Genomic DNA, 15,460 nt, shown 5'->3' on the forward strand with positions numbered 1-15,460 from the left:
AACACGTCCGCATCGGCGAGCACCCCAGCTGCACGCCCTACGTCTGCGGACGTGACCCCGTCCGGTCAGGCCAACCCGAACCTCTCGGCATGCACCTGCCGTGCGGGGACGCGCAGGTCGCGCAGGCCGGCCAGGACGGCCGCCGTCATGGCCGGCGGCCCGCACACGTAGACGTCGCGCGTGGTGATGTCGGGAACCAGCTGGTGCAGGCTGCCAGCTCCGAACGGCGGTGCGCCGCCCTCGCCGGTCCGGCCGGTGAGCAGGTGGAGGCGTCCGCCCCGCAGGGCCAACAGACGGCGCACCTCGTTCAGCAGGACGGCTTCGGCCTCACTGCGCACCCGGTACAGCACGACGACGTCACCGCTCGTCTGCTCCTCCAGCATGGCCCGCACCGGCGTGATCCCCACGCCACCGGCGATCAGCAGGGCGCCGGGCCGGCTCCGGTGCAGCGAGGTGAACGCGCCATAGGGTCCTTCGACATAGACGCGGCTGCCGACAGGGAGGTTACGCAGCCCGGCGCTGGCGCTGCCCACGGCCTTCGCCGTGAGGCGCAGTCCGCGCCCGTCGGGCGCCGCCGAGAGCGAGAAGGGGTTCGCGAGCCACCAGTGGTTGTGGCCGGGGAACCGCCAGATGCAGAACTGACCCGCCCGGGCCGGGAGTTTGTCGAGGTGTCGGCCGGTGACGTACACGGAGACCACGTCGTGCGACTCCGGCACCACGGCCGCCACGCTGAACCGGTGGTAGGCGTTGCGCCACAGCGGCACGACGAGGCGCCCGGTCAGCAGCGCGCCGAAGGCGAACAGCCACAGGATCCACCAGTAGGCCGTGGCGAAAGCGGAGGACGTGAACGTGGTCGTCTCCTGCAACTGGTGGACGAACGCCAGGCCCAGGGCCACGTAGAGCAGCAGGTGCAGACCGTGCCAGACCTCGTACCGCAACCGCCTGCGCAGGGACCGGGTGGAGACCACGGCGATCACGACGATGACGGCCGCGGCCAGCATGCCCAGCTGTGAGGCCGGCACCCCGCTGAGCGCGACGAACGTCTTCGCCATGGAGGTGTCGTCGAGTGTCGCGTAGCCGAGGACCACGAGCGTCGCGTGGGTCAGGACGGTCCACAGCAGGGTGAAGCCGACCCAGCGATGCCACACCGTGAGCCGGTCCATGCCGATACGGCGGTCCAGCCACGGCAGCCGGGCCACGAGAAGCAGTTGCAGCAGCATCAGCAGGGCCGCGTGCAGTCCGAAGAACTTGGCGACCGTGAGCACCTCGTTCTTGCCCGACCCGGCGCTGACGAACAGCGCTTCGACGATCACCACGTTGGCGATGACGAATGTCCACATCGCCCAGCGCGCCGCGTCCACCGGAAGCACCGTGCCCGTCCGCACCGCATGACTCTCCGCCACCATGGTCGCCCCTCACTCCCCCGGGGCCGCAGTACGCGTGCGACCCGTGTGCACAAACCCATGAAGACCGAGGATTTTGGCTGGATACGCACCCCGATCGCGTAAGAATACGGCCGATGGGCCGGTTCCGTTCATGCCGGAACCTTCCTATCTGACCGCCAATCGGCGCATACAGCCCCCGACGAGCAGCACCGTGCAGGCCACGACGGTCAGTAGCCGCGCAGCCAGGAGCAGCCAGTACGAGGTCGCCAACGCGGCCATGAGACTGGACACGACCAGGGCGGCGAGGACCCCCGTCGAGGGGCGGCCCGTACGGCGTGGGCGAGCGGCACGGATGTCACGGCCACCGTCACGCCGTATGAGATGAGTTCCTCTCGTCCTGGTCTCGCCCATCGGGCCTGCTCCGTGGCACCGTCCATGGAGCTACCTCACCGAGCTCCCCCATCCCACGGCAACCGAATTCGTCCGGCGGCGCCACCGCGTCGACGATCAGCACGCGGCAACCGCAGCGTCAGCGGCGGGACATGTAGAGGTCGAGGGCCTTGTGCAGCACCTTGCTGATGGGGAAGTCCCACTCGCCGAGGTACTCGACGGCCTCGCCGCCAGTACCGACCTTGAACCGCAGCAGTCCCAGCAGGTGGTTGCTCTCCTCCAGGGTGTCGGTGATGCCGCGGAAGTCGTAGACGCCAGCGCCGAGCGCGTGGGCGTCGCTCATCATCCGCCACTGGATGGCGTTGTTCGGCTGGACCTCGCGCTTGCGGCTGGTGGAGGCGCCGTAGGAGTACCAGGCGTGCTCGCCGACCGTCAGCATCGTGGCCGCCGCGAGCACCTCGCCTTCGTGCTGGGCGAGGTAGAGGCGCATGCGGTCAGGGTCCTCGGCTCTGAGCGCGGTCCACATCCGCTGGAAGTAGGCCAGTGGGCGGGGAATGAACCGGTCCCGCTCGGCGGTCTCCACGTAGAGCTCGTAGAAGGCGGGCAGGTCCTCGTATCCGCCTTGGACGACCTTGACGCCGGCCTTCTCCGCCTTCTTGATGTTGCGGCGCCACTGCTGGTTCAGGCCCTGCTGGATCTCCTCCAACGACCGCCCGGCGAAGGGCACTTGGAAGACGTAGCGCGGTTGGCCCGCGGCGAAGCCGTCATCGCCTCCGGGCTCGGTCTGCTGCCAGCCCATCCGGCGCAGCCGGTCGGCGAGGTCGACGGCGCGCGGCTCGTCCACGGTCGCCTCCACGTCCCGCAGTCGCCCCGCCCGCGGGTCGGCGATCGCCGCCTTGACCGCCTCGGCACTCCAGCGGCGGGCCACCACGGGCGGCCCCATCTTCACGGAGAACGCGCCCCGCTTCTTCAGGTGGGCGAGCATCGGCTCGAGCCATCGCTCCAGATCCGGCGCGGCCCAGTCGATGACCGGCCCCTCGGGCAGGTAGGCCAGGTAGCGCTTCAGTTTCGGCAACGGCCGCAGCAGTACCAGTCCAGCGCCGACGAGACGGTCGCTCTCGTCGAACCATCCCAGGCTCTCCGCCTGCCAGTCCGGCTTCACATCGCCCCACGAGGGAACCTGCATGTGACTGACCGCAGGCCGGGCCCGGACGAAGGCCAGGTGGTCCTCACGGGTGATCGCCTTCAGGCGAAAGCTCATGCGCAGCGCTCCTTAGCTCGACGCACAAGCCTACTGAGGCGTACGGCACATCCAGGTTCGCCGTGCGCGACGGATGCGCAGACGGCCGAGAACGCCGACGGGACCAAGGGTCCGCCAGCAAGCTGACGGACCCTCATGCGACTCCGAACTGAAGGGCATAGAGTCAGGCGGCCCGCGACGCAGGCCGCCGATCGCACGGCTGTTACCAGATGCCGCTCTGGACATACGGGTTGACGGCCCGGAAATTGCTGTCGTAGCTGGCCCTGAACACATAGTTCGGATCGGACTGGGTGAGCCAACCGGACGTGTGCGCGTAGCCGGTGCCGTCCGAGAGGTAAGTGCCGTCGGCGAAGGACCAGGTCCTGCCACCGTCCGTGCTGATGTCCAGCCAGATCCAGCCGCGCGGGTCCCAGCCGGAACCGACGAGGCGCCCCCAGCCGTACTGGTACCCGTTGTACGTGCCGGAGCGGAGCTCGATGCCGATGGAGCCGCGCTGGTTCGGGGCGTGGGTCACGCGATTGGTGGTGGCCATTACCTGGTCGGTGTTGATTGTCGCGGGTGCCGCGTGCGCGGGTGTGGCGAACGCCGCGACACCCAGCGCGCCCAGCGATCCCGCCACCGCCGCGGACCCGGCCGACCTCAACAACATCCTGCGGTCCATGGAGCGACTCATGGGTTCCCCCTCGTCTCGGAAGTAGAGGATCAGTCCTGCAAACAGCGACGTGGACAGACCATAGACAGGCAGCGGCCCCCTCAACTCCTGACACTTGTCAGGGCAACCCCGCCCCAGAAGGCAACCTTGGAACCGACCTTCTAGGCTGGCGCGGTGACTGATGAGCAGGAGCGCGTGCAGCCGTCGGGAGTGTGGGCCACGGCCGTGGGGGTGGCCAGGGTCCGGGCGCTGGAGACCGAGCGGGAGAACGCGCTGTTCCGCGACCCACTGGCACGGGCCTTCGCCACCGCAGGCGGCCTGTGGCCCTCCTCGGCGCCGCTGCCCGACGACGAGGCGACGCGACGCCGCCGGCTGGCCGTGTCGTTCTCCATCGTCATCAGGACGAGGTTCCTCGACGACCTGTTGCGGCAGGCCTCCGCGTCCGGGGTCCGGCAGGTCGTGCTGCTCGGCGCCGGCATGGACAGCCGGGCCTTCCGGATGGACTGGCCCGAGAACACCCGGCTGTTCGAGGTCGACACCGCCGCGCCACTGGACTTCAAGGCCGCGGTACTGCGCCAGGAGCGGGCCGTCGCACGCTGCGAGAGGATCACCGTCCCGGTGGATCTGCGTGAGGACTGGCCCGGCGCGCTGGCCGCCGCAGGCCACGACCCGGCGGCGCCCACCGTGTGGATCGCCGAGGGACTGCTGATCTATCTGCCCGAGGACGCGGTGGAGCTGCTTCTGGCCCGGATCAGCGCGCGGTCGGCGCCAGGCAGTCGGATGGGCCTGACGTTGGGCTCGCGCGGCGTGATCGAGCGCTTCGGCGCGGACGCCGTGCCGGGATCGGCGGCGTCCATGTGGGTCTCGGAGATGCCCGACGACCCGGTGGTCTGGCTGGCCGGGCACGGCTGGCAGGCCGACACCCACACCCTGCGCGAGCGCGCCGCCGCCTACGGCCGCCCGCTCGGCAGCCCGCCGCGTCCCGAGGAGCAACCCGGCGGACTGATCTCGGCGGTCCGCCCGTAGAACGCCTCCCCGCTCCCCGGGAGATCTATTGCGCAGCGCCTCGGTCACTGTCAGCGGGACGGTGCCGGGCCGGGCGCGAGCGCAGGGAGTCTCCGGCTCGGGCAAGAAACTCGGGCAAGAAGGAGGACGAGATCCGCGGCAGTGGCCTGCGGCTGACGGCACGTCGATCGAGGCAGACTCATGCGCGACCGATGAGATCAGCGCCTTGGTCCGGTCGTACCGTGCGACGACCCTCGCGCGAAGGGAACTGCGAACATGAAACTGACGACCGTCACGAACGTCTCCGTCGACGGAGTGACCCAGGGACATCGACGGATCGATGCAGACATCATGGGTGAAGCCGACGCGCCGGACCGCGACGGCAGTGACGGATTCGAGCGCTTCGGATGGGCCCCGCCACTGCTTGACGACGAGACTTCGACGTTCATCAGCGAGGCCTTTCAGCGCGCCGACGCGTTCCTGCTCGGTCGGCGGACGTACGAGATCTTCGCCGGCTCCTGGGGAGCAGGCATGGATCCGGGCAACCCCGTCGGAGACGCGTTGAACGCGCGGCCCAAGTACGTCGCCTCCACCACGCTCACCGAGCCGCGATGGGCCGGCACGACCGTCCTGTCCGGTGACGTCGCGGACGCCGTCCGCGAGTTGAAAGCCGAGCCGGGCGGTGAGCTGCAGGTGTGGGGCAGCGGCACTCTGATCCGCTGGCTGCTCGGCCACCGGCTGGTCGACGAGATCGTGCTGCTCACCTACCCCGTGGTCGTCGGCCAGGGCACGCGGCTCTTCCCCGCCACCGGCCCGGACACCGGACTCGAACTGGCCGACCTGCGGACCACCCCGAACGGGCTGACGATCCAGACCTACCGCACCACCGGGCGCCCGCGGTACGAGACGACCCCGACCTGAAGCAGACAGGAGTCCGGACGGCCCCTCTGATCAGCAACTCCACCGACGGAGGCGATCGCGAACTTGGTTCGTCCGCCAAGTCGGAACAGATCACGCTCGCGGCGTACGAACGAATCGCCGGTCTTGCGTTGGACGCGATCACGCCGGGGCCAACAATGCTTGAAACGCTCAAGGTTGACCGACGGCGACGGCATACCGATGTGGCGCCTGCCGACCGGACTGAACCTGGCCTGCTCCCGCCAATACGCCAGCTGAACACGGGTGTTGAGGGTGCCCGGATGGTCCGGTCCCAGGACGCGCAGCCGGCCGGCTAATTGTGTCGCGTGGTGCTGAGGGTGTCGCGATACTTCCTCGGTGAGCCTTACCGCGTTGCCTCAACTGCTTCGTCCTCGTGCCCTGAGGCCCGGCGATCTCGTCGTGATCGCAGCGCTGTCGGGGCCGCTCCACGCCGTGAACGAGCCCGACCTCGAGCAGGCGGTGGCCGTGCTCGAGCGGATGGGTTTCCGTGTACGTCGGGCGCCGCTGCTCGAAGCGGGGCGGCATCATTGGTGGAGCGCGGCTCGGCCTGCGGAGATCGCCGAGGAGTTCAACGGACTCCTGCGCGATCCCGAGGTGCGCGCCATCATCGCGCATGACGGCGGCCAGAGCGTGCTCGGCTACCTCGACCTGATCGACGTGGAGGCGATCGCGGCCGACCCCAAGCCGATCCTGGGCTACAGCGACATCTCCCTGCTGCATCTGGTGCTCTACGCGCGCACGGGTCTGGTCGGCTTCCACACCGACGTGGCCACCCCGGGACTCGGCGGGCACTGGCAGCGCGCGCCCGCAGCACGCAGCACGGAACTGGAGAAGCTCTACTCGACGCTGCTGACCGGTACGGACCCGATCGGTGCGCTGCCGACCGCCCCGTCATGGGAGTGCTGGCGTGCCGGTCGCGCCGAAGGCCGCCTCATCGGCGGGGTGATCAATCGCATCGTGCTGGCGCAGGCGACGCCTTACGCGCTGCCGCTCGAACGGTTCGACGGCGCGGTGCTGTTCTGGGAGGAGGCGGGCGGCCAGGCCGCGTACGTGTGGAGCTATCTCCAGGTGCTGCGCCACGCCGGAATCCTCGATCGGATCTCCGGCATGGTCGTGGGCATCCCGCACGCGATCGACGGACTCGACTCGCCCGACGCGTCACCGACCCTGCGTGAGATCGTCCTCGACGTCCTCGGCGACCGGGACATCCCCGTTCTGGGCAACGTCGAGTTCGGCCATGCCGGCCCGAACCTGCCGATGCCCGTCGGTATTCGCGTCGCCCTCGACGCGCAACAGCGGACCTTGTCGCTGCTCGAACCGGCAGTACGCCCGCTCCCGGCGACCACGCCGGGCAGCTGAGCCCGGTCCGTGGTCCGGCGGGCGTCCTGACCGGTCAGCCCGCGATCGAGTCCAGTTGCTCCGCCGCCGGGCGCAGCGCCCACAGGTCGCCGCCAGGCGGTTCCTGGAGCAGGTGGACCGCGCGCCGGGCCCGGTTGTCTCCGGCGTCGGCGGCCGCGTGCACCACGTCGGTGGCCGCGTACCGGTGGAAGTCCAGCTCCGGATGTGGCCAGGGGGCCGTGGCCGTCGCCGCGGGCAGCAGGTAGTCCACCGCTTTGAACAGGCTCTGTCCGTCGGGTCCTCGGTAGGCCCACAGATCGACCCCGACGTGGCGTCCGATGTCAGCGAGCCGGGTGTAGGCCACGAGGTCGAAGGTGGAGTAGTGCCAGCTTCTGGTCCGGGCCAGTTCCTGGGGCTGGCTGCCGTCGGCGGCGATCTGCGGTGCGATGCGTCGGGCGCGGGCATCCAGCACGGTCCGGCGGGCGAGGCCCTGGTCGCCGGTCGCGTAGGCGAGACCGGCGAGCAGCAGGTCGTAGAAGGTGCCGTGGTTGTTGGTGGCGGCGGCCTCCTGCGTGCCGAAGTCGCTGTGCGCGAGCCAGTCGAGGAAGTCGGCGTTCCATCGCGTCATGGCGGTGCGGTCGGTTCGGCTCCAGCCCGGTGCGCCGGTTTCCAGCAGGGCGATCGCGTCGAGGACGGCGGTGTAGGACTGGGAGAAGTCGATGATGCCGATGGCCCGGCCGTCGTATTTGCAGGGGATGAACTGCGCGTGGTCCAGGTTCGGGTTCATCCGGGTGTCCGGGTCCAGGAACCAGGTGCGCAGCACGTGCCCGGCCTTCTCGGCGTAGCGCCGGTCGCCGGTGTAGTACCAGGCGAGGGAGAGGTCGTAGGCGGAGTCGAAGGTCTTCTCGGCGTCCTGGCGGTCGGTGCCGGAGTCGACCTCGGGGTTGCGCTCGCCGTCGCGCTGGACGTACGGGCAGCCCCAGGGGTTGTCGGTGGTGGGGGCTTGGCTGGGCCACCAGTAGGGGGCCTGGCTGAGGTAGTCGTGGACGTCGCCGCCGGGCGCGGGTCGGGGCTTGTCGACGACCGTCCAGGGGCCCTGGTCCAGCCATCGGTCGGCGCGGGCCGTCAACGCCGCTACGGCGCGCCGGAGTTGTCGGTCTCCTCGGTCCAGGCGCAGCTTGGTCTGCTGCATGCGGGCGCCGTCCAGGACCACCGTGTGCGGGACGCGCGGCGGACTGGGAGCAGTTGCCGGCGCCGAGAGGCCGGTGGCGCAGGCGGCGAGGATCATGACGAGGAGGCAGAGGCGGGAGCGCATGCTCATCGTCGGCCCTCGTCCCTGTGGGTGGGTGCGAGTCCGCGTTGGGCCTCGTACAGGTTCGGCGGCCGGACGGCGTGCGGGCTGCCGTACAGCTCCAGGCGTGTGTGCAGGTCGCCCGTGAAGTCGGGTACGTCGATCTGGTCGAACTCCTCGACCTCGTCGATGCCGACGGTCGCGGAGTAGGGGGCCAGGCCGTCGATCCGCACCAGGCCCGCGCGGCGGTTGGTGACGCGGATGTTCCAGTGGGCGAAGCGGGCGCCGAAGAGCGGTCCGGCGCTCGCGTCCCCGCCGTGGCGGCCGGTGTTGTTGACGGTGATGTCGGTGCGGACGTTGGCGAAGGGAAGGCCGCGGTGGCTGTCGAAGGTGCCCATCCGCATCTCGCCGCGTGACCAGACGTTGTACGAAGACAGTCCCTCGACGTTGATGCCGTGCAGTTGGGTGTTGGCCGGGGCCGGGGTGGTGCGCTCCTCGATGGTGAAGTCCTCGACGAGGTTGTCGTGCGAGCCCTCGCGGCAGAAGTAGGGGTGGTGGGAGCCGCGGCCCGTGACCTTCGTGCGGCGCAGGGTGCACGCGGAGGCGGCCACCAGTCCGAAGCCGTTGTCGACGTGGCGGACCGTGACGTCGTCCACCCAGCAGTCGTAGGCGCACTGCAGGACGACTCCGTTGTAGCCGGTGTCGAGCAGATGCGGCTGCTGCGGGGTCTGCACGGCCTCCAGGGTCAGACCTTCCACTCCCGCGCCGGTCAACGCCTTTACGTGCGTGGTGAGTTGCGGGTTCCACTGCGGGCGCAGGTCCAGCGGGAGCGGCCGTTCGAGGGTGATCCGGCGGCCGCGGACGCGGGTGATGCGTACGGGCCATTCGTAGGGGACGTACGAGGTCAGTTTCGTCTTGTCGTCCCAGACGTAGCCCTCGGGTCCGGGGCCGCCGCCGCACATGTGCTCCAGCAGGGTGTGGTCGGTGTCGTCGGACAGTCGCAGCAGGACCAGGTCGCCGGGGCGCAGCGACGATGTGTCCGCGGCCGTCACCGTCCAGGAGCCTTGGCGGGCCGGGTCCAGGGCGGTGAGCGGGCGCCATTCGTCGCGGCGGTTTCCGGTCCAGCCCTCGAAGGGCCACGCGCGGGCCCGGATCGCGGCGACGAGGGAGGTCCAGCGGGCTTCGGGGGCCAGCCAGATCAGGCCGCCCGCCCAGGACCAGGAGGACTTGTCGCCGCCGTAGCGGGAGCCGTACACCCCGACGAGTTCGGTGAGGCTCTTGGTCGCGTGGAGCGTGGTGCGGCCGCTGCCGGCGCCGCGGAGGACCACGTCGCAGTGGCCGATGCGGATCACGTCGTCGATGCGGTATGTGCCCGGCGGGATGGTGACCGTGCCTCCGCCGGCCCGACCGGCGGCGGCGATGGCACGGTTGATCGCGGGTGCGCAGTCCGTCGTGGCGTCCGCCACGGCGCCGAAGTCACGGACGTCTGCGACGACCCGGTGGCGCGGGAGACGGCTCGCCCCGCCGCGGCAGCCTGCCCGCCCGACGAAGGGGATCTGGGGGTGGGTGAGGGGTGTGCGGGTGAACTCGCCCCACAGGCGCGGCACTTCGGTCGTCGCACCGGCTCCGGGTACGGGTACGGCTCCGGGTCCGGGCCCGGGCCCGGTCGCTGCCGCGGCGTGGGAACCGGCCGCCACACTCCCAGCTCCTGCCGCCACCGCGACGGCACCACCCAGCAGGGTTCGTCTTGTCAGGCTCATGTCATTCCGAGAGCCTTCGGTGCCCGCTGTCGTAATCCCCATATCCGTCCGCCCTTCCATGCGCTTCATGGATGTGAACGAGGTTCAAGTCTGTGTCGAGCGGTGAGCATGCCACGCACCCCATGCCGACGAAAGAGGTCGCGCACGGGTTTCTGGTACAGACCTGACGCGAGGAATGGGTGCAGCTGTCCATCGACCTGTACGAGCACGTCCGCTCCGGCGGCCTGGCCTCGCTCGGCGACGGCGTCCAGGGTGCGTTGCGCCGCGCTCCTCGAGACTTCGCAGACTACGTCGAGGCCGCCGCCGTCTGGAATGCCTGACCATGTGGAACACCGCCGCGGACGTGAACTCACGCTCGGCCCATCGGTCGATCGGCCGGGGTCACCGGCACAGGCGTCCCTGCGACTTCTTCGTGTGCCCCAACCCCCTACCCCGCGAGCGTGTCCAGGATCTCCGCGACCGGGACGGGATCCAGAGGGCCGACGTGAGACGCCACGGGAAAATCGTGCACGCGGAAGCTGTTGCCGGGCGTGAACGCGTCGGCTTCCGCGATCATTCTGTCCTGGAGGGCGGTGGCGATCGTCCGGTCCTTGCCGAAACGCAGGTAGGTACGGGGAATGCGTCCCCAGCTGCCGGCCCGGCCGACCGCTCGGCCCGCATAGGCGGTGACGGGCTCGTCGGTCTGCATGCCGGCCAGTAACCGGCGGAAATCGGCATCGGGGTAGTCCGCGCAGATCATCTCCTTCAGGAGGCCCAGCTCACGGCTGTCACCCGTCCGGAAGTTCAGTCGTAGTACGCCGAGCCGGTCCGGGTCACCCACCGTCAGCTCGACCGGACTGACGGCGTTCGCGTTCTCGGGTGCCGCCGTGCACGCGTCCGCTGTGGGCATGGCACGACTGGGGCAGAAGGCCGCCATGTAGCAAATGCGGTGAAGCAGATGCGGGACGGCATCGCCGACTCGGCTGACCGTTACACCGCCCAGGCTGTGCCCGACCAGCACCACCGGGCCGTTGCGGGCCGCCCGCCGCACGATGCCCGTGACCCGCGCCTCGTAGTCCTCAAGGCCGATCCCCTTCAGCGGAGAAGGCTCGACCGCCATCGCTTCGAGATCCTGCCGCTGATACGACTCCGGCACGAAAGCCTCCGCGCCATGCCACGGCTGGTCCACCATGACGACGCGGTGACCGCGCAGCGTCAGCTCCCGCGCGATCGGTAACCAGAACGCGCCGGCGCTGTGGGTACCGTGCACCAGCACGTAGGTGGTGAGCCCGCGACGCGGGTTCGCCGCGGCCGGCGAGGTACCGAGCCCGGTGGCCAGTGCCATGCCCCCCACCGCCAGTCCCAGCCCACGCAATGCCGTCCGCCTGGTGGCACCTGTTCGTTCTTCGTTCGTGTCATCCGTCATGAGCACGACGCTATGAAAGGGGCGCTTGGCCTGCCAGCGGTCCAGCACCACCACGGGGGTAGACCCAGCGCCACCTTCCCAAGCAGCCGTTCCTCACGAGGAGTCGGTGTGGTGCCCCGGCTGTCGGTGTGACGGCGACCCGCCCGCCTCGAAGGGGTCAGGCGCCCTCGATCACCGCCTTGACGGGCGTGCCGATCTCGACGGTGCGGCTCACCGTGCAGAGCCGGTCGTGGGAGGCCTTGACCGCCCGGGGAAGCACGGTCCGGGCCCGTTCCGTGCCCTCGCCGTCCGGAAAGTCGACGGAGAACGTGACGACCAGGTCGGTCATCCTGTTGCCGAGCTCGTCGCCGACCTTGTTCCCCGACACCTCGACGGAGAACTTGACCGGCTCCGCGTGGCGGCTGGTCGCCACATCGACGTCCACCGCCGTGCAGCCTCCGAGCGCGGCGAGCAACAGCTCCACCGGCGTGAAAACGGCATCCCCCTCGGCATCGGAACCGGTACCGAAGCTGATCGTGCCGCCGCGGGCGTTCGTCGCGGTGAAGTGGCCGAGGCTGGTTCGCTCGACGGTGACGGAGCGCAGGGAGTTGTCGGTCATGCCGTCGAGACTATCCGGGCGGCGGGCGGCTCGGAGGAGGCGGTGAAGCGAGTCGAAGTGTCCCGCCGGGTGACCTTCTGATCGAACCGATTCGGACTTGGTCCGCCCCCGGCGGCATGGTCGGGTGTCGGACTCGCGGCGAGGAGTTCTGTCCGGGCACCTGAGCGTCGTATGAGCCGCACCTGTCGGCGCACGAAGGCCGCGGCGCGTCGCCGCTCGATGAGGGTGGCGCAATGTCGCTCAGTGGTCCGATAAACCGGATTCGATTGATTGTCACCGCTTCGAAGGAAGCCTCCGGGATCTTCGGGCGGGGCGGCTCAACCGGCCTTTACCGTCCTGCAAGTGGATGGAACACCCAAGTCCTCCCTTCCCACTGCCGAGTTCTCCCTGTCCCTTCACCGGCGTACACCTGTGCGCCGACCGCCCGGCCACGCAAGGAGCAGCCCACCCCGATGACCGTGGACAGCAGCCCGGAAACCCAGGCCGCACCCGCCGCGCCCGTGCCGCAGCAGTCCCTGAGTACCGCCGCCGCACGCAACCTCACCACCACCACGAAGTCCGCCCCGCAGATGCAGGAGATCACCTCCCGCTGGTTGCTGCGGATGCTCCCCTGGGTCGAGACCGACGGCGGCGCCTACCGGGTCAACCGACGGCTGCGTCATACCGTCGGCGACGGTCGCATCGAGTTCGTGCAGGAAGGCTCCACGGTCCGTGTGATCCCCCGCGAACTCGGTGAACTGGCATTGCTGCGGGGCTTCGAGGACCTGGACGCCCTCACCGCCCTCGCCGAGCGCTGCACACAGCGCGACTTCGCTGTCGGCGAGGTCATCGTCGAGCGCGGCAGCCCGGCGGACCGGATCCATCTGATCGCCCACGGACGCATCAGCCAGTGCACCGAGGGCAAGTACGGCGGAGAGATCCGCCTCGCGGTGCTCGCGGACGGCGACCACTTCGGTGAGCACGCCCTCCTGGACTCCGACGCCCACTACGACTACACGGCCACCGCCGAGACGTCCGGCACCCTGCTCACCCTCTCCCGTGGCGACTTCGCCGCCGTGCGGGACTCCGCGCCCCTTCTCCGCGCCCACGTCACCGAGTTCAGCTCCGCCACGCGGCGACGGCAGAACAAGCACGGTGAGGCCGAGATCGCCATGTCGGCCGGCCATGTCGGCGAGGCCGATCTGCCGAGCGCCTTCGTCGACTACGAGCTCAAGCCACGTGAGTACGAACTCTCCGTCGCGCAGACCATTCTGCGGATCCACACCCGGGTCTGCGACCTCTACAACGGCCCGATGAACCAGACCGAGGAGCAACTCCGGCTGACCGTCGAGGCGTTGCGCGAGCGCCAGGAGCACGAGCTCATCAACAACCGTGAGTTCGGGTTGCTGCACAACGCCGACTTCAAGCAGCGCATCCACACGCATTCCGGCCCGCCGACCCCGGACGACATGGACGAGCTGCTGTGTCGCCGCCGCGGCACCAAGTTCTTCCTCGCCCACCCGAGGACGATCGCCGCGATCGGACGCGGCTTCAACGCCTGCGGGCTCTACCCGGATCACGTCGATCTCGGCGGGCAGTCCGTGCCGGCCTGGCGCGGGGTCCCGATCCTGCCCTGCAACAAGATCCCGATCAGCAAGGAGCAGACCAGCTCCATCCTCGCCATGCGTACGGGGGAGAAGAACCAAGGGGTCATCGGCCTGTGGCAGACAGGGCTGCCGGACGAGGTCGAGCCGGGGCTCTCAGCACGGTTCATGGGCATCAACGAGCAGGCGGTCATCTCCTATCTCGTCAGCACGTACTACTCCGCCGCGGTGCTCCTGCCCGACGCGCTCGGCGTGATGGAGAACGTGCAGATCGCCCGCGGACGTGGCTGAAGGCATGCCACGCGGAACGGGCTGACGCCCCCGTCCACGCCGTACGTGCGCTCGCGCCATCGCAGTAAGGAGTAGCAGATGCCCGATTCCGGGCCCCTTGGACCGTCCATCCCCGGGCAGCGGTCGAAGGCGACGACCGCTGTGCCGGACGTCCCCACGCCGGCGGTCCCCGACCTTCCGACCGCAGCGGGGGCCTTCGGCCTCGCGGCACTACCGCGTCCGCCGATCACTCCACCGTCCCCTCCCCCGCCGGCCACCGACACGGTGCCCGCCACGCCGCCCGTCCCCGCCGCCGAGCCCTCCCTTCAGCGGGTCCTGGGCGGACCGACGGGCCTGGGCACGACCTCGCTGTCCCTGGCGGGCACTTCGCAGCCGACGAGCACACCGTCGCCCCCTCCTCCACGTCCGCCGGCTGCTTCCGCCGAAGCGGCCGCGGCTCCCGTAAGCGACCCCGCTTTTCAGCGGGTCCTGGGCGGGCCGACCGGCCTGGGCACGACCTCGCTGTCTCTGGCCCACACTCCGCAGCCGCTGCTGACCGGACCCGCTCCCATGCTCCCCGCCGCCACACCGCCCGCCGAGGGCCAGGCCGTGCCCGGGCTGTACCACCACCCGGTCCCGGAGCCCGATCCGGTGCGTGTCGAGGAGGTGAGTGCCCGGATCAAGCGCTGGGCCGAGGACGAAGTCCAGCTCTACCCCGAGGAGTGGGAAGGCCAGTTCGACGGCTTCTCCGTCGGGCGGTACATGGTCGGCTGCCACCCGGACGCTCCCACGGTCGATCACCTGATGATCGCCACCCGGCTGATGGTCGCGGAGAACGCCGTCGACGACTGCTACTGCGAGGACCACGGCGGCTCGCCCGTCGGCCTCGGCGGACGCCTTCTCCTGGCGCACACCGCGCTCGATCCTCTCCACACCACCCCGGAGTACGCACCGGCGTGGGAGGAGTCGCTCGGCTCGGATCCTCCGCGGCGCGCCTATCGCAGCGCGATGGACTACTTCGTCCGGATGGCCACGCCCTCCCAGATCGACCGCTACCGCCACGACATGGCTCGGCTGCATCTGGGTTATCTGGCCGAGGCCGCCTGGGCCGAGACCGATCACGTCCCTGAGGTGTGGGAGTACCTGGCGATGCGCCAGTTCAACAACTTCCGCCCCTGCCCCACCATCACCGACACCATCGGAGGCTACGAGCTCCCAGCGGACCTGCACGCGCGGCCCGAGATGCAGCGGGTCATCGCGCTGGCCGGGAACGCGACCACCATCGTCAACGACCTGTACTCCTACACCAAGGAACTCGCCGCCCCCGGCCGCCATCTGAACCTGCCGGTGGTGATCGCCGAACGCGAACAGCTCTCGGAGCGCGACGGCTATCTCAAGGCGGTCGAGGTCCACAACGAACTCATGCACGCCTTCGAGGCGGCAGCGGCCGACCTCGCCGAGGCCTGCCCCCTGCCCCCCGTGGTGCGCTTCCTCAAGGGAGTGGCCGCGTGGGTGGACGGCAACCACGACTGGCACCGCACCAACACCTACCGATACAGCCTGCCCGCCTTCTGGTAAGGAAA

The 15,460-nt window shown here is 69.8% G+C and carries 14 protein-coding genes; 6 read left to right on the forward strand and 8 right to left on the reverse strand.

Annotated elements, in window-relative coordinates; genetic code table 11:
- Nucleotides 1-65 precede the first annotated feature (65 nt).
- The 4 genes from OG381_RS04700 to OG381_RS04715 form a co-directional block, all read right to left on the reverse strand.
- Nucleotides 66-1,406 carry a ferredoxin reductase family protein gene (locus tag OG381_RS04700; RefSeq protein WP_327714820.1) on the reverse strand — a complete coding sequence of 447 codons (1,341 nt, stop codon included), beginning with the start codon at nt 1,404-1,406 and terminating at the stop codon, nt 66-68.
- 144 nt (nt 1,407-1,550) lie between these two features.
- Nucleotides 1,551-1,796, reverse strand: a complete 246-nt coding sequence (locus OG381_RS04705) for a hypothetical protein (protein WP_327714821.1) — start codon at nt 1,794-1,796, stop codon at nt 1,551-1,553.
- 118 nt (nt 1,797-1,914) lie between these two features.
- The gene (locus OG381_RS04710) at nt 1,915-3,036 is read right to left on the reverse strand and encodes a lipid II:glycine glycyltransferase FemX (protein WP_327714822.1); all 1,122 of its coding nucleotides are present in this window, start codon (nt 3,034-3,036) and stop codon (nt 1,915-1,917) included.
- Nucleotides 3,037-3,238: 202 nt separating this feature from the next.
- Nucleotides 3,239-3,709: a hypothetical protein gene (locus OG381_RS04715; RefSeq protein ID WP_327714823.1), complete on the reverse strand. Its 471-nt coding sequence runs from the start codon at nt 3,707-3,709 to the stop codon at nt 3,239-3,241.
- A 153-nt stretch (nt 3,710-3,862) separates the two neighbouring features.
- On the opposite strand from OG381_RS04715, the gene OG381_RS04720 reads away from it, so the two are divergent.
- The 3 genes from OG381_RS04720 to OG381_RS04730 all read left to right on the forward strand — a co-directional run bounded on the left by OG381_RS04720 (nt 3,863) and on the right by OG381_RS04730 (nt 6,991).
- Nucleotides 3,863-4,714 carry a class I SAM-dependent methyltransferase gene (locus OG381_RS04720; RefSeq protein WP_327714824.1) on the forward strand — a complete coding sequence of 284 codons (852 nt, stop codon included), beginning with the start codon at nt 3,863-3,865 and terminating at the stop codon, nt 4,712-4,714.
- Nucleotides 4,715-4,969: 255 nt separating this feature from the next.
- On the forward strand, nt 4,970-5,614 hold the full coding sequence (locus OG381_RS04725) for a dihydrofolate reductase family protein (protein WP_327714825.1): 645 nt from the start codon (nt 4,970-4,972) through the stop codon (nt 5,612-5,614).
- Nucleotides 5,615-5,968: 354 nt separating this feature from the next.
- Nucleotides 5,969-6,991, forward strand: coding sequence for a S66 peptidase family protein (locus OG381_RS04730; protein WP_327714826.1), 1,023 nt, complete (start codon nt 5,969-5,971; stop codon nt 6,989-6,991).
- A gap of 34 nt (nt 6,992-7,025) precedes the next feature.
- Here the strand turns inward: OG381_RS04730 and OG381_RS04735 are convergent, their stop codons facing one another.
- Together OG381_RS04735 and OG381_RS04740 are read right to left on the reverse strand one after the other, a co-directional pair.
- The gene (locus OG381_RS04735) at nt 7,026-8,291 is read right to left on the reverse strand and encodes an alginate lyase family protein (RefSeq protein ID WP_327714827.1); all 1,266 of its coding nucleotides are present in this window, start codon (nt 8,289-8,291) and stop codon (nt 7,026-7,028) included.
- Entirely contained in the window at nt 8,288-10,021 is a 1,734-nt protein-coding gene (locus OG381_RS04740) for a glycosyl hydrolase family 28-related protein (RefSeq protein WP_327714828.1), read from the reverse strand. The genes OG381_RS04735 and OG381_RS04740 overlap by 4 nt, the downstream gene beginning before the upstream one ends.
- A gap of 179 nt (nt 10,022-10,200) precedes the next feature.
- Here OG381_RS04740 and OG381_RS04745 point away from each other — a divergent pair, with 179 nt between their 5' ends.
- Nucleotides 10,201-10,341, forward strand: a complete 141-nt coding sequence (locus OG381_RS04745; RefSeq protein WP_327714829.1) for a hypothetical protein — start codon at nt 10,201-10,203, stop codon at nt 10,339-10,341.
- Nucleotides 10,342-10,448: 107 nt separating this feature from the next.
- On the opposite strand, the gene OG381_RS04750 is transcribed toward OG381_RS04745, so the two are convergent.
- Together OG381_RS04750 and OG381_RS04755 are read right to left on the reverse strand one after the other, a co-directional pair.
- Nucleotides 10,449-11,345, reverse strand: coding sequence for an alpha/beta hydrolase (locus tag OG381_RS04750; RefSeq protein WP_327722381.1), 897 nt, complete (start codon nt 11,343-11,345; stop codon nt 10,449-10,451).
- 238 nt (nt 11,346-11,583) lie between these two features.
- Nucleotides 11,584-12,024, reverse strand: coding sequence for an OsmC family protein (locus OG381_RS04755; protein ID WP_327714830.1), 441 nt, complete (start codon nt 12,022-12,024; stop codon nt 11,584-11,586).
- A 452-nt stretch (nt 12,025-12,476) separates the two neighbouring features.
- Here OG381_RS04755 and OG381_RS04760 point away from each other — a divergent pair, with 452 nt between their 5' ends.
- Entirely contained in the window at nt 12,477-13,898 is a 1,422-nt protein-coding gene (locus OG381_RS04760) for a family 2B encapsulin nanocompartment shell protein (protein ID WP_327714831.1), read from the forward strand.
- Nucleotides 13,899-13,976: 78 nt separating this feature from the next.
- Nucleotides 13,977-15,455: a family 2 encapsulin nanocompartment cargo protein terpene cyclase gene (locus OG381_RS04765; protein WP_327714832.1), complete on the forward strand. Its 1,479-nt coding sequence runs from the start codon at nt 13,977-13,979 to the stop codon at nt 15,453-15,455.
- Nucleotides 15,456-15,460: the final 5 nt, after the last annotated feature.

This window comes from Streptomyces sp. NBC_00490 (assembly GCF_036013645.1).
GTDB classification, from domain to species: Bacteria; Actinomycetota; Actinomycetes; order Streptomycetales; family Streptomycetaceae; genus Streptomyces; species Streptomyces canus_F.

Excerpts from the sequence above, each read along its gene's own strand:
- OG381_RS04700 (WP_327714820.1), bottom strand. The coding sequence starts at position 1,406 with ATGGTGGCGGAGAGTCATGCGGTGCGGACGGGCACGGTGCTTCCGGTG.
- OG381_RS04705 (WP_327714821.1), bottom strand. The coding sequence starts at position 1,796 with ATGGGCGAGACCAGGACGAGAGGAACTCATCTCATACGGCGTGACGGT.
- OG381_RS04710 (WP_327714822.1), bottom strand. The coding sequence starts at position 3,036 with ATGAGCTTTCGCCTGAAGGCGATCACCCGTGAGGACCACCTGGCCTTC.
- OG381_RS04715 (WP_327714823.1), bottom strand. The coding sequence starts at position 3,709 with ATGAGTCGCTCCATGGACCGCAGGATGTTGTTGAGGTCGGCCGGGTCC.
- OG381_RS04725 (WP_327714825.1), top strand. The coding sequence starts at position 4,970 with ATGAAACTGACGACCGTCACGAACGTCTCCGTCGACGGAGTGACCCAG.
- OG381_RS04735 (WP_327714827.1), bottom strand. The coding sequence starts at position 8,291 with ATGAGCATGCGCTCCCGCCTCTGCCTCCTCGTCATGATCCTCGCCGCC.
- OG381_RS04740 (WP_327714828.1), bottom strand. The coding sequence starts at position 10,021 with ATGAGCCTGACAAGACGAACCCTGCTGGGTGGTGCCGTCGCGGTGGCG.
- OG381_RS04750 (WP_327722381.1), bottom strand. The coding sequence starts at position 11,345 with ATGGCACTGGCCACCGGGCTCGGTACCTCGCCGGCCGCGGCGAACCCG.
- OG381_RS04755 (WP_327714830.1), bottom strand. The coding sequence starts at position 12,024 with ATGACCGACAACTCCCTGCGCTCCGTCACCGTCGAGCGAACCAGCCTC.
- OG381_RS04760 (WP_327714831.1), top strand. The coding sequence starts at position 12,477 with ATGACCGTGGACAGCAGCCCGGAAACCCAGGCCGCACCCGCCGCGCCC.
- OG381_RS04765 (WP_327714832.1), top strand. The coding sequence starts at position 13,977 with ATGCCCGATTCCGGGCCCCTTGGACCGTCCATCCCCGGGCAGCGGTCG.